The 12789-nt window shown below is 57.2% G+C and carries 11 protein-coding genes, 1 pseudogene and 1 riboswitch; of the genes and pseudogenes, 8 read left to right on the top strand and 4 right to left on the bottom strand.

The features are described from left to right. Nucleotides 1–84: 84 nt before the first annotated feature. Nucleotides 85–305, bottom strand: a riboswitch (cobalamin riboswitch). 543 nt (nt 306–848) lie between these two features. Together RX327_RS32730 and RX327_RS32725 are read right to left on the bottom strand one after the other, a co-directional pair. Further along, nucleotides 849–1646, bottom strand: coding sequence for a glycosyl hydrolase (locus RX327_RS32730; RefSeq protein ID WP_283088339.1), 798 nt, complete (start codon nt 1644–1646; stop codon nt 849–851). 1230 nt (nt 1647–2876) lie between these two features. Next, the gene (locus tag RX327_RS32725) at nt 2877–3038 is read right to left on the bottom strand and encodes a hypothetical protein (RefSeq protein WP_317248328.1); all 162 of its coding nucleotides are present in this window, start codon (nt 3036–3038) and stop codon (nt 2877–2879) included. Between the two features lie 316 nt (nt 3039–3354). Between RX327_RS32725 and RX327_RS32720 the strand changes: the two genes are divergently transcribed. The 8 genes and pseudogenes from RX327_RS32720 (at nt 3355) to RX327_RS32685 (ending at nt 11055) form a co-directional block, all read left to right on the top strand. Next, nucleotides 3355–5445, top strand: coding sequence for a hypothetical protein (locus RX327_RS32720; protein ID WP_317248326.1), 2091 nt, complete (start codon nt 3355–3357; stop codon nt 5443–5445). An 868-nt stretch (nt 5446–6313) separates the two neighbouring features. After that, nucleotides 6314–6703: a cytochrome c family protein gene (locus RX327_RS32715; protein WP_317248325.1), complete on the top strand. Its 390-nt coding sequence runs from the start codon at nt 6314–6316 to the stop codon at nt 6701–6703. Between the two features lie 411 nt (nt 6704–7114). Next, nucleotides 7115–7708: pseudogene (locus tag RX327_RS32710) on the top strand (inner membrane-spanning protein YciB); the annotation flags it as partial. Nucleotides 7709–8465: 757 nt separating this feature from the next. Then, nucleotides 8466–8654 carry a hypothetical protein gene (locus RX327_RS32705; protein ID WP_317248324.1) on the top strand — a complete coding sequence of 63 codons (189 nt, stop codon included), beginning with the start codon at nt 8466–8468 and terminating at the stop codon, nt 8652–8654. 204 nt (nt 8655–8858) lie between these two features. Then, the gene (locus RX327_RS32700) at nt 8859–9029 is read left to right on the top strand and encodes a hypothetical protein (RefSeq protein WP_317248323.1); all 171 of its coding nucleotides are present in this window, start codon (nt 8859–8861) and stop codon (nt 9027–9029) included. Nucleotides 9030–9150: 121 nt separating this feature from the next. Beyond that, the gene (locus RX327_RS32695; RefSeq protein ID WP_317248322.1) at nt 9151–9303 is read left to right on the top strand and encodes a hypothetical protein; all 153 of its coding nucleotides are present in this window, start codon (nt 9151–9153) and stop codon (nt 9301–9303) included. 360 nt (nt 9304–9663) lie between these two features. Next, nucleotides 9664–10677 carry a hypothetical protein gene (locus tag RX327_RS32690; protein ID WP_317248321.1) on the top strand — a complete coding sequence of 338 codons (1014 nt, stop codon included), beginning with the start codon at nt 9664–9666 and terminating at the stop codon, nt 10675–10677. A 12-nt stretch (nt 10678–10689) separates the two neighbouring features. Continuing rightward, entirely contained in the window at nt 10690–11055 is a 366-nt protein-coding gene (locus RX327_RS32685; RefSeq protein WP_283088329.1) for a hypothetical protein, read from the top strand. A 173-nt stretch (nt 11056–11228) separates the two neighbouring features. On the opposite strand, the gene modC is transcribed toward RX327_RS32685, so the two are convergent. Together modC and RX327_RS32675 are read right to left on the bottom strand one after the other, a co-directional pair. Then, nucleotides 11229–12395 (bottom strand): molybdenum ABC transporter ATP-binding protein, encoded by a 1167-nt coding sequence (gene modC, locus RX327_RS32680; RefSeq protein WP_317248320.1) that lies wholly within the window; start codon nt 12393–12395, stop codon nt 11229–11231. Further along, nucleotides 12392–12574, bottom strand: a complete 183-nt coding sequence (locus tag RX327_RS32675; protein WP_317248319.1) for a hypothetical protein — start codon at nt 12572–12574, stop codon at nt 12392–12394. The genes modC and RX327_RS32675 overlap by 4 nt, the downstream gene beginning before the upstream one ends. Nucleotides 12575–12789 lie beyond the last annotated feature (215 nt).

Here is a 12789-nt window from a genome sequence, read left to right as displayed (position 1 = left end):
AAGGCCGTGGTGACACGTCTGGACTCCGCAAGGCGCGTTGAGCGCAAACGGGTCGCAACCGCACCACCGGGACACCCCGCCCGTGGACGTTAATGTTGCCGAGGCAGGTCTCCTGGCTCGCGGGTCCTAGCTATCGTCCGGCCTTCCCGAAGCTTGCGCTTCAGTGGCTGAAATGGACGATGGCTCGCCGCTTACAGTTGCGGGGGCAGCGCCGGCATTGCTTCGTTCCGAAGAACCTGCGCACCGGCTTCCCTCTTAGCTCCAGGTCAATCGTGATCTGGAGAACCTCAACGGTTTCGATTACCTGCAACGGAGGGAGTGCGTCAACCCTCAGAAACTATGGTTGTTGCGGCATCCCGACGGGAATGATGCTCGGTACAACCGAAGAATAGAGTGACTTGTAGTGGTGCAAACCCAACGATCGCATAGAGTTCTGCGCGCTTCTGCATGCTTTCGACAATCTCGTGCGCGTCGCCATCACGTGAAATAGCGGCATAAAGTCTGTTGCACCCTGCTGGCACCCCCAACGCGGACACTGGCCAATGACCGTCGCGCAACCGATGGCCTCAAACTCGGCGGCCGTGCAGAAGGGCGTCTTGCGGGCGAGAGGGCCCTATCCTGCCGATGTCGGAAGCAGTGATGGAGCGCCCGCCGGTGCTGGCGGCCTTCCCACGCCTCAGTATGAAAGCCGGACCAGCTCATTCCGAGCGGAACTAAAATTCGGCTCGAAGCGCTCGGATACGCTGTCGACCCAGAGGCGGAGTATCCAGGCAGGCTTATGTTCCATAACAAGGCGTTCGAACCGTTTGCGGCTGGTGCCCTTCAGATCATCTCCGGCACGCGGATCTTCACTTCGAGGTCACGGTCCAGTTGTTGAAATTGAAGTTCATTCCCCCAGGAGAGGAGGTGATCTCGACTCCGTATTGGACGCTACCGACGTTTATGTCGCCAAAATAGCCCGTCGACTTGATCCACTGCAGGATACTCTTGATGTCTACTGTCCCGCTGTTGGTCTTCGAAGTGCACAGGAGTGAGATGACCTTGTGACCATTGAAGCCCTCAAACACGTTCCAAGTCGCCCCGCCTGCATTGATATTGCGGTAAACCGGGATCGCTGCCCCGGAAGGGGCATAGTGATATGAAATCGGCTTTACGTTGCCGCTACCGTCCGAGTTTCCGGTGTAGTTTGTCCAGAGCATGATCTCCTGCTGGTTTGAGTTGCCCCAGATATCGTAGGCGGCGTCCCAAGCGCCACCAGCAGGAACCTCCTGATTGAAGTTCGAGCTCAGAGTGTTGATTGAACTGAGCGGTTTCCCGATATTGAAGGACTCGTGCGGATAGCTCTTGATGCCTTTCGTATTCGGCTGGTTCGACCATACGCTCCACTGGTTCGAGTCACGCACCGAAATCGTTTGATGCCCAGCGCCAGCGCCCCATACATCGTTGTTCCAGGAATACCCGTTGCGCGAGAAGTTCCCGTACGGAGCGCTCGAACTCCAAATCGGAGGCTTTGCCGCTACAGGTGCGGCGGACGATGACCTGATTTCATTCACAGTCTGGCTAAATAAGTCATGATTCTCCTGTGTGCTGACGTCCCAAAATTCCGGCCCGCGCGAGCCGGCACCGTTTATCCGATTGGATTCCATGGGGCTTTCCTTGCTCTTATAAGCGACAAAGCCTCTTGCCGATCGGCTCATCGCCTACCTGGGTTCGCGACCAAGCTCAGTCATCGCCGGCATTTGCGTCTACAGACCAAGGTCGAATGTAGGCAGGTTAGCTTTCGAGAAGCTGACTAGAACCGCGGCACTGAGCAGTTGAATCGTTGAAATTGACTTGATTTGGCTGAAGGGCTTGGACGGCGCACGCCATTTTTACGCGCGCCTTCTCGGTTGTGAGCATCCAGTTGACGCGGGCGGGCTTGACATTGCGTTCGTTTCTCCGGGCGACGAGCCGGGGAAGACTATCGATGCGCCTACCAAGTCACGCGTTGGATTCCAGTCAGCTGGAAAGCCCCGCGGGGACTTTGAGGCAGGATTTGTAAAAATGAACATTTTCGGTTGGATTTTGCATATGCCGGCGATCGTTTGGCCGCCTTACATTGAAGAATAGACGCATTCGCGTTCTTTACGTTTTTGATGTCGAAACTCCGTACCAGTCTCGCGGATTGCCTCACGTTCCAGGCGGAGGGCCGGGGCAGATCCGCGTGAACCGAAGCCATCGCGGCGCTCGGTCTTGGTGCGCGAGAAGTTTGGGGAGATCGGCGAACACGATATCGCTGTCTTGTCGCATCCCGCCGGTAGAGAAGACTGCTACGCGCTTCGGATCGATTTCGGACAAGTTAGCGATCTTGGGCTTAATCCTATTCTCGTCGCATTTCGTGCCGCTTGCCGGTCCAGCATCCGCCAATACGCGCGAAGCTGGAATGGCGTGCAGGGGCCAATCAGAGGTCGCGGCCAGGACTGTGCGTCCAGTCTCGGCGCATATGTCCATTTCATCTCATCCCTGAGCCAGAGTGCCTGAAAGGCGCTGCGCGCGATGCGCGCTAGAGTTTGTGCCGACGAATCTTCGACTTCGCGCACGTTGGCGGTCGTTGCTGCCGCACGTCCTTCAGTAATCGAACGGCCCCTCAATATCTATGGTGACGTGTTCATATTCCCACTTTCTTGGCGGGCAGCCAAACCGGTTTCAATTGACATAAAAAGTGGTTGGGCTTCTTGCGTCGAGCCGGACGGTGTCTGCGCAATCTGTAACGGCACAAATAGCTGCCTAGCAGCCTCAGGCGTCGTGGTGCGCGCGAACTGCAAGACAGGTTCCTCTTTGTCCGCGAGACCAGCCGTGCAGGTGAAATCTCAACAACGATGTTGCTTGGAGAGAGTTTAATCTGATGCATGGCGGTGTGCGAGCGCGCCAACGAGCAGCTCGGAAAAGCCGATCGCTGAGATGATGTCACTTAGATCGCGGACGGTGCCGTTCAAGGCCAGATCAACAAAAACGGCTTGAATCTCACGCAGCGTCAGGTTGTAGGCTCGGAAAATCATAAGTCATCTCGCCGGAGCGCATCGTGCCATCGGCAAGCGGAATGTGAGCGGCCACGGCGTAAGTCTCGGTGTCTCCGAGCAACAAACGATCATCGGGGGAACGTGCCAAGAGATCGGCGGATGATGTGAAGGGGGAGAATGCTCGGCGACCCAACTCTCAGTCTCATTGTCTACCTTCTGGGCGTCGCGGCCACAAACAACGCGAACTGCAAATAAATGCAGCTCCGGCTGCATGGGACTTTACATGCCCTGATGCTGGACCGTGCGGATCAGCATTCCTCTTCATAGACGCGAGCGCCTGCGGCGGAACCCAGGAATGATTATGCAGATGTCGGCACTTGACGCAGCATTAACCGAGATTGATCGTTCGCATCAGATACGTGAATTCTCAATCGCCGTGCTCAAGCACGCAAAGCAGCTTCGGCAGGCGGATCAAGCAGCGTTCCTGCAAAAGGCAGCTTTGCAGTTCCAACTTAGATTTGTAGAATGCTTCGAGGAAAACATCCTCGCTGGGAAATCGTGGGACTACGCCACCACCTGCAATGCGATAAGCCGGGCGGGCGGAGGTGAGGCTGGCATAAGAGCCTGCGAGCGCATTGCTGCTCGCGTGTCGCAGCTTGATAATGCGTTGATCAAGAAGGTCGGATTTAGGGCCATTTCGCTCCTCGCATCGTCTTTCAGTCGGCACTTCAGGGTGACGGAATGCTGTAATGGAACAGTCCGGTTGGCCGAATTCTGCGGCGATCACGGGGTTGCGTTTCAGGAATTGAACAGTCAAAGTCTGGCGTCGCTGGTGAACGGTTTCAGCAAGTGGCCGAAACAAGCAGCTTGCCGTCGGGCTGCGGTCGCAATCGCAGGTGAAGTCATCCGCCGAGCGGATCGCCCCGGTCGCCTCTCGGATTTTGCTCCGCAGGGACTCGCAAACCTGGTGAATGGTTTCAGCAAATGGGAGAAAGAGGCGGTCGCGCGCGAAGCCACAGGGATGATCGCCGCTGAGATTCTCCATGGTTCCATCGAGCTCTCTGAATATACCCAACAGCATTTGGCGAACCTGGTGAATGGTTTCAGCAAGTGGTCGGAGGACGAAAGCTCTCGGCAAGCCACAATCGCAATTGCGGGTGAGATCGATCGTAGAGCCACCCGAAGCATCAATTTCAATCAGCTGGACCTCGCGAGCCTCGTGAATGGTTTTAGCAAGTGGCCAGAAGAGGCTGCCTGTCGGCAGGCCGCGGTCGCACTTGCCCGGCAAGTCCTTCACCCCCATGATGCCAGACGCTCACAATACACTCCGCAGGCACTGACCAACCTGGTGCACGGCTTCAGCAAGTGGTGGAAAGAGGCGGCTTGTTGCCAAGCGGCAGTCGCACTTGCCGGGGAAATCGTGGCCGCTCAAATGTCCCACTATACTGAGCAGGCATTGGCCAACTTGGTGAATGGTCTTAGTAAGTGGCCGCAAGAGCCGGCTGCTCGGGAAGCAACAATCGAGATTGCGCGCGAGGTCATTCGCCGTCCCCGTCTCTCTCAATTTGGTAAACAGGCGCTAACAAACCTGGTGAATGGCTTCAGCAAGTGGCCTGAAGAGGTCGAACTTCGGAAAGCCACGGTCGCGATCGCGAGCGATCTCGTTCGCCATGACGTCTGGCCTTCCAATTTCAATCAGAAAGAGCTCGCCAAATTGGTCAACGGCTTCAGCAAGTGGCCGGAAGAGGCAGTCTTGCGTGACGCGACAGTTGAGATTGCGAGTAAGGCCCTCTGCCGTACCGGTTGGCTGTCCAATCTAGCGCCGCAGGACCTTTCGAATCTGGTCAACGGTTTGAGCAAATGGCCCAACGAGGTGGCTCCTCGCCAAGGCACGATTGCGATCGCTGAGGAGGTTCTTCGCCACTCCACCAAACTATCGGATTGTACCCAGCAAGGATTGGCAAATCTGGCGAACGGGTTCAGTAAGTGGCCTGAAGAGCAAGCCTGTCGCAGAGCGACAGTCGCACTCGCGCAAGTCGTCCTTCGCTCTGATGTTGCTCAGTTCTCTGACTATGCTGAGCAGGCGCTGGCTAATCTGGTGAACGCGTTCAGCAAGTGGCCTGACGAGGCGACCTTATGCCAAGCGGCAGTCGAACTCGCTCGTGAAGTCCTTCGTCGCGCTGATCGCCTCTCTGATTGCATTCCGCAGGATCTTGCTAATCTGGTGAACGGTTTCAGCAAGTGGCCTGAAGAAGCGACCATTTGCCAGGCCGCGCTCGCACTTGCTGGAGAGGTCACGCGTCGCGCCGCTCGTCTGTCTGATTTTACCGAGCAGGGATTGGAGAATTTGGTGATCGGCTTCTGCAAGTGGTCGAGAGAGCCGGCATGTCGCCAAGCCACAGTCGCGATTGCGACGGAAGTCGTTCGCCGCGCCCATCGCAGATAGCGGCCTCCGAGTTTACTCGCCAGGATCTGAAGGAATTCGTGCACGCTTCCAGAACCTGGCTAGACGAGCACGCGAGTTACGATGGATAGCGAAAATCGCTCAAATTCATACATTAAGCAATTCCAGCTGCGTCGGGTCAATGCGGAGCTCAACTGTGTTCAGATCACAAAATCCAAGAGACAGCGATGATCCCTTAGTCGGTAATGTCGATTGGACGGCGAGCCGCCGCTACTGAGGGGGCGGGCGCAGCTGCTTGGCGACGGGCAGCGCCGATTGATGCGAGTGGGCCCGCCGAAGTCCTGAGAGCGCGGTCTCCATTCATATTCAGAAGTGATTGCCAGTTGAGAGATGCAAGGCAAATTGTGTGCGCGAGATGGATGTTTCAGAAGTTCTCTGTGCACTCCGAAACGACCGCAAGGGCCTTCGTCGACGAGTGGAACTACTTCTGCAGGAAGTGAGAGCTCCCACACGTGGTCGAACCCGGATCGATCGACCAGTGTGATCGGCTCCAGTGCGCTACTGAACGGGCTTTGTTCGCAGCCGCTTCCTGAGCTCGAGGCAACTGTGCTCCCAAAATAGCTAGGGCGTCAGCCGTCTTTCCCCGGAGGCGCGACGGCGCGGGCCGCTCATTTTCTTTTGGCTCGGCGCAGCAGCACCAAGTCGTGGGCGCTCAGGACACCCACGTCCAGCTGAGCTCGAGCCATTTATCACGCGGGATTGTCATGGCCTGCCGGTTCTCACCTCGCTTGAGCGGGCTCAAACGACTCGTGAACGGTTAGAACAGGCTTGAATCCTACGTTGCGTCAAGTTGTAGGTTTGGCGACAAACCAGCCCTCTCCATGTCAGGCCGGTGAAGAAAGGATAAGTTATGAAAGTGATCGTTCTCGCAACTCTGCTCTTTGCCGCCGGAATTGGGCAGGTGAGCGCCCAGATGATGGCGCGCGGAGAAGTGAAGTTCAATGCCTGCAAGGCATGTCACCAGGTGGGCGACAACGCTAAGAACACCATCGGTCCAACCCTTAACGGGTTGATCGGACGGAAAGCGGGATCGGTCGAGGGCTACAACTACTCGGAGGCCATGAAGAACTCTGGGATCACTTGGACCGAGATGGACCTCGCCGAATACATCTTCGATCCGAAGGCGAAGGTTCCTGGCAATAAGATGGCTTTCACTGGACTGAAGGATAAACAGGCAGCTTCCGATATAATCGACTACTTGCACACTTTCGACAAGGCGCCTGTTAAGCTTCGTCAGTGAAGCGGCCGCCCGGTCGTGAGAACAGCTCTGAGCCAGCGATAAGTCGTCAAGTTCGCGCTTCGCGGAGCGAGACAATCATGATTATACCTCCGCTGCTGCCCGATATCGCGGGTGGCAGACTGGGGCCATCTGCGAGCCGTCGAATGCGCGGCGGCTCAGTGGATGATTGGCAGTGTCCTGTGCTCTGACGATCGAGTGCATCGATGCCGAACGCGCCGAATAGACCTCTATATCATCGGGCGACTTGGTGATGCTGTTTTGAACGAAGCAAGCACCGCCCTGAACCAAGGCTGCGGCTACCGCAAGCATGCCATGAGAGGATCGGCTTCGAAGGGGGCCTGAAGCTCACGCCGCGTCAGATTGTACATCCTCAACCTTAGCGGTCCAGAAGGTGAATAGAAGGGTCAGAGAATGTCAGCCAGCGCCGGTGATGGACAAAACGAACCGAATACGATGCTCGACTTCGCAACCGAGCTCGGTCCGCTGATCGTCCTCCATGTTGTGAACGTTAAATGTCGACTTTTTGCCGCTACCGCCGCATTCATGGTCGCAACTGTCTTAGCAGGGATCGCATCCCTCGTGGTCAAGGGCCACATGCCGATCACATCGCTGATCACCAGCGTCACCGTGTTGGCGTTCGGTATGCTGACGCTGGCGTTGCATGACGATACGTACCTCAAGGTCGAGGCAACCATCGTCAGTGGACTGCTTTCGACGCTTCTCGGTGGCGGACTTTTGTTTGGTCGCTCCTTCATCGTGGTGACATTGGATCGCATCTTCAATCTGACAACGGAGGGTTGGCGTATTCTCACCTTTTGTTGGGCAATGTTCTACGCAGTCATGGCGATCTTGAACGAGGTCATCTGGCGAACTCAGACCACGGATGCCTGGATGAATTTCAGGACGTTGGGCGTGACGACGTTGAGTCTGCTCTTCGGTTCCGTTCTGATGCCGCTGACCAGGCGCTACTATGCCGGGGCTGCATCGTCGTCCGCCCAATCATCTTTTATCCAAGTCCACGAGCAACTGCCCGAACCGGATTTCAGGAGAGATGTCGAGCACGGGCCGGCCGAACAAGAATCGAGTGATCGACGCGGCGAACGTCGCAATTGAGCGGCACTCCATTTCGGCATGATCCAGAGGCTGATCGGATCTAAACGGACAAAGAGATGAGCCGGCCGACAAACAGCAATCATCGGCATTGATTTCGCGGCAAGTTCTCGCCCGGCGCGTTCCCGCAGCTCGGAGCCCTTAACGTCGAAAGCACGTTGATCAGGTAAAGCCCTCACCGGAGCTACGAACGGCGGCATCGCCAACTCGACCGGCAATCAACTGATCCACGACGTAACGATCTGATGGTCCGTCGCACTAACGCCCGATCCTGGGCCAAGCTTGTCACCTGGCCGGGCGGACAGGATCATGCCGACCGGAAGAGGCCAACTGCATGCCCCGCACCTGACATCCGTGTCGATCATCGTCAGAGGCGACGACGTGAAACACTTAGAGTGTCAATTCAAGCCGAAATCGAGGGACGTTCTCCTCCGCCTTCGGATATAACACCGGTGGAAGAATAGAATGAAGACCACGCTGCGAAAGTTGCAAGCACTCAGGTCATTGCGTGCATTCTCGAAGATCGACAACGAAGACACGCGAAAAGCCGCGCTTGAACACGTCGAGGCCGAAGCCGAGCCTTAAGAAGAATGCCAAAAAGGAGTAAGAGCGGGACCGGATTACTTGGCGCACGCTCCTAGCCATCGTCCCCATGGTCGAGATGCTTCTCGACGTTTATCGAGGGGAGCACCAGCGGTTTGGTCTTCCGGGGCTGCTCGTACCGGGACGCAAGATCCAAGAGCCGCCGCTTGATAAACGGGTCGGCCCGATCGGCAAGCTCGCGAACCAGACGAGCCCGCTGCCTGTTAAACTCATCGTCCAGCATGGGATCACCAAATAATCTCGTTTGTACCGTGGATCGTTCAAGATAGCTAGCTGTTGAATGTGTGGTTAAGCGAGCCGGGTCTCGACGGATAGGTTGCGGCTTGGAGCGAGACGTCCAGGAGCCGGCTGACGATCGTACGTTTCGGACCGTGTGTCTGATTGCACCGTCAACGTTCGATTGTTATCAACCATTACTCAATCGTCGCTATTAGAGGACGAAATGTCAAAAGTCGCTCCCTACCACACTGACTCGCTCGAGTATCCGCCGGCCCATCGTAACGTCTATCACGACCACGACAATTGTCCCGCCGGTAAGAAGATCAAGCAAGCTCACCGCAAGGCAGGTTCGGCTGGACGGCCGCGTTGCGATGACTGCAAGGATCTCGGCTAATCCAAGGCCGCTGTTCAATTTCCATGCCGACAGGCGGACTGCAGCGCTCCGACAGGCCTAACGCGTTAACAATTCGCGATAGGCGGGTCTCTCTGCCTTTTTGACGGTGAGGAGGCAATACATGGACTGGATAATCCGCGCCTCGCCGCGAGGAGAACGCGAGGCAGTTGATCTGCCCGCCACCACAGCAAGGGAGCGCGCCGGCTGGAGCATCGTGGCCGCAAATGAGCAATTTCATAGAGAGCTGTGCATTGTGAAGTCTGTCGGCGAGTGAAGGCACTGGGGAGAAAAACGCTGGCGCCGCCTCGGAGCGAGCCAAGTCCGCCGGGGCCGTTGTCCTGGATCCGAAGTGGGAGCTCTAGTCTATGGTGAGACCTCGGCTTGTCGCAAAGAACAGGTCAGATCGGTCAGCCGCATCGCGCTTTTTGCTTACCGCTCGCAGGAGAGGGCTCACGGCTTTTCGGAGCACGGGACTTAATCCGCTAGCGTGGCCCGCTCGCTGCAACCGCGCGCGCCTGCGTTTTTGAAGGCTCGATCGATAACCTGCGGAATCGAATTTCTCTATCTTCATTTCCAAGGCGATTTTTAGCTTCAGATGCTCGGAGTTTATTCTTTGATTTGTTGCGGGGGCGCGATGAGAGTCTGGACGAAGGGCAGTCGCCCATTTTTGTTTAGTGCATTGTTTCTACTGAGCGGATGCGCCATTGCGCCGGTCACGGATGACGTCGCGCATGTTTCAGCCTCCAATATTGCGAGGCAGATTCGCTGTGAAGCACGGCAGGCTGTGATTGACGCGTTACTCGGCTATCTCACGAGCGCCGATAACAACATGAACAAGAAGAAACTCGACGATCACTCATTTGCCATCGGTAACGAGCTGAGGCGAGCCTACAACGAGAATCCCGAGGCGATCAGAGCCTTCGATCCCTCTCAGGTGACTGGTTTCGCTCATACGGTGACAAAGCTGCTCTATAGCACGGGCATTGCCTACTATTACGATCTGACGGGCCTGGAGACCAATAACATAGATCCGGCGGCGAACCTCATTCGGCCGACGCCCATAACTTCACTGGTGACCCTCGGTCTCAGTGGCAGCTTCGACAGGCAGAGACAGAACGAATGGTCGTTTACGATCACGGACAACTTTGGAAACCTCGTTCAAAAGACGAGTGGGAGCTATTGCGCGAACCATCTGGTGAGAACCGAGGACTACGTCTACCCGATCGCGGGAAAAGTCGGGCTCGCCAAGTTGATCAAGGAATTCACCCTGATGAGCCTGTTTGAGAATCTTGATGAGCTCAACAAGGACGTTGCGACGGTGAAAAAAGGGCCGCCGAGCATGGTTCAGCAGCTTCAGTTCACCACCGCCCTCGGCGGCGGGGCATCACCCAAGATCGTCTTCGCGCCCTCAGGGCCGCAGCTACAAGTCACTGACGTGAGCTTTCCCGTCACCGTGTCGCGCAAGGATACGCACCAGCTGACGGTGGGCTTGTATCTGGACAAGGGCGAGGCAAAGGTCCTCGATGCCGCCCGGGGCCCGATTTACGAAGGTTCGCTCATCACCGCCTCAGGTGGAAGAGCCGAACAAGGCGCTGCGCGGGCAGTTCAGCAATTTCTGGCACTGAAGATTTTCAAGCCAGCACTATAGGGGAGTCCTCACATGGCAAAAGTCAAGAAAGCTAAGACCCGCAAACCATCGCGGGCCAAGAAGGCGCGGAAAGCTAGCAAAAAGGCTGCTCCGCCAAAGCCTGCTCCGCCAAAGCCTGCCCGTTCGGGAGGAACCCACGTCGACTTCGGAGTGCACGGCCTGGGAAAGATCATGACTGCCATACAGAACGCCGGCCTCGGTGATCAGCTCAATGCGCACCTTGCGAGTTCCGGACAGTTCGTCAAGGTGCACCGCAAAAGCCTGGCGGCAATTAAGCACTTCGTGAAAGAGAGGCCGCAACTTGCCAATTTGGCTCAGACCATCGGCGAGTGTGACTGTCCACCCGACGATCCGGGATGCGTTTACATTCCGGGGTGAGTGGCTAAGACGCTGACGACACTTGAATGTGCGTGATCGTGTCCGCCGTGTCGTCAGTACGTTTACTGAACTTCTATTCCTGACCTCCCGTCAGACGACATCCCGGCTAGAGGCGCAGCGGCGGCCGCCTTGGATGGGGCCGGCAGCCGCCGGCTTCGTCCTTTGTCATGGCATCACCTCACAGTGCTTGTGGGTCCAGCATCTGTCGGTAGGTTCGAGGTCGAAACGGCGTGCAGCGGCCGTTCAGAGGCCGAGACCAGAGAGATGCGCGCGATCTCGGCGACTACGTCCATTCCATCCCTGAGACCCATGGCATGAAAGGCGCGGCGCGTGATGCGCGCCAGGATGTGTGCGCCTATATCTCCAGTCTCGAGCGCAAGCACCAATGTGACCTCCGCCGCGCTGAATGGCAAAGCGGCCTTGATGCGCGCCGGAAAGACGTTGAGGATGGAGCTTGCGCGCGGTGCCTCGCGAGCAATGCCGACGTCGCAGGCTGCGATGCGCAGCCTTTGACGTGCGCCAGGTTTGAGCGGTGGTCCCGGCACCAACAGGCGTGCGCCTTTGAGGCGGAGTATGATGAGCCCATAACGCCCATCATAGCCGCCGACCACGGCATCGAGGCTCATGGCGGCTTCGCTACGTGCCGCAAGCCACAGCGCTGGATCGCTTTGCAAGACATGCAACGGCCCTGCCGCAGTCACCCTGCCGTGTTTCATCATGACAAGATGATCGGCAAAGTGTTCGACTTCGGCCAGGTCGGTTCCGACATAAATCATCGGCAGCGTGAGCGTTTCATGCATGCGCTCGAGGAACGGCAGAATCTCGCGCCTGGCGGAGCGATCGAGCAAGACCAGTGGCTCATCCAGCACAAGTAATCGTGGCTGAAACATTAGCGCGCGGGCCATGGCAACGCGTTGCCGCTCGCCGGCGGAGAGATGTGAGGGAGCACGGTCAAGGAACGATGCCAAGCCGAACAGTTCGACCACTTCCTCAAAGCCGATCAGCGTTGGTCCCGATTTAGGCGCCGCATAAAGCAGGTGGGACCTGACCGACAAATGAGCAAAGGTGGTCGGATGCCGAAACACATAGCTGACGGGACGCAGATGCGCCGGCCGGAACGTGGTCGCATCCTGCCACACCTCGCCGTCGATCTTGCAGTAACCGGCCGGCAGATGCTGGAAGCCTGCGATGCAACGCGCCACCGTGGTCTTGCCGCAGCCTGGTGGGCCGAAAATAGCCGTCATGCCGCTTGCTGGTACGTCAAATTCCGCATCGAGCGGAATGTTCGCGAGGGAGCCGCTGAAGGCGACTTCGATGCGGCCCGGTTTTGCTGTCTTCACGTGCGCGTGCCCGGGCCGTATCGTTCGATCAAGGCTACGAGCAAAACGACGGCAAGCCCGAGCGTCACGATGATGCCAGTAAGGCAGCTTGTTTCGCTGGAAGGCGATCCCTCCGCCGCGGCGACGCCAACAAGTGCGCCGGCGCGATTGCAGATCGACAGCCTTTCGATGTGCGGCATTTTGTTGCTTGTCCGTGCCATTCGCTTGACGTCCGCAACCGCAGCGGTTCGAACCCGTTGATATGGCCTTCGTAACGGCCACACCGAAATCGTCGCGGTTTTATTGGGAAATGCCGCGACTCTCGACCGCACGCGACAAAAATGATGATCCAGCCATGAATTGTGAACTCGCAATGGTCACACTGTGATCCTTAAACTGATCAAGGCGAACAGCA

Source organism: Bradyrhizobium sp. BEA-2-5 (assembly GCF_032918025.1).
Taxonomy (GTDB): Bacteria; Pseudomonadota; Alphaproteobacteria; order Rhizobiales; family Xanthobacteraceae; genus Bradyrhizobium; species Bradyrhizobium pachyrhizi.
Note: the sequence above shows the minus strand (reverse complement) of the source record. Positions and strands in the feature narration are given on the sequence as shown.

Excerpts from the sequence above, each read along its gene's own strand:
- RX327_RS32730 (WP_283088339.1), bottom strand. The coding sequence starts at position 1,646 with ATGGAATCCAATCGGATAAACGGTGCCGGCTCGCGCGGGCCGGAATTT.
- RX327_RS32725 (WP_317248328.1), bottom strand. The coding sequence starts at position 3,038 with ATGATTTTCCGAGCCTACAACCTGACGCTGCGTGAGATTCAAGCCGTT.
- RX327_RS32720 (WP_317248326.1), top strand. The coding sequence starts at position 3,355 with ATGATTATGCAGATGTCGGCACTTGACGCAGCATTAACCGAGATTGAT.
- RX327_RS32715 (WP_317248325.1), top strand. The coding sequence starts at position 6,314 with ATGAAAGTGATCGTTCTCGCAACTCTGCTCTTTGCCGCCGGAATTGGG.
- RX327_RS32705 (WP_317248324.1), top strand. The coding sequence starts at position 8,466 with ATGGTCGAGATGCTTCTCGACGTTTATCGAGGGGAGCACCAGCGGTTT.
- RX327_RS32700 (WP_317248323.1), top strand. The coding sequence starts at position 8,859 with ATGTCAAAAGTCGCTCCCTACCACACTGACTCGCTCGAGTATCCGCCG.
- RX327_RS32695 (WP_317248322.1), top strand. The coding sequence starts at position 9,151 with ATGGACTGGATAATCCGCGCCTCGCCGCGAGGAGAACGCGAGGCAGTT.
- RX327_RS32690 (WP_317248321.1), top strand. The coding sequence starts at position 9,664 with ATGAGAGTCTGGACGAAGGGCAGTCGCCCATTTTTGTTTAGTGCATTG.
- RX327_RS32685 (WP_283088329.1), top strand. The coding sequence starts at position 10,690 with ATGGCAAAAGTCAAGAAAGCTAAGACCCGCAAACCATCGCGGGCCAAG.
- RX327_RS32675 (WP_317248319.1), bottom strand. The coding sequence starts at position 12,574 with ATGCCGCACATCGAAAGGCTGTCGATCTGCAATCGCGCCGGCGCACTT.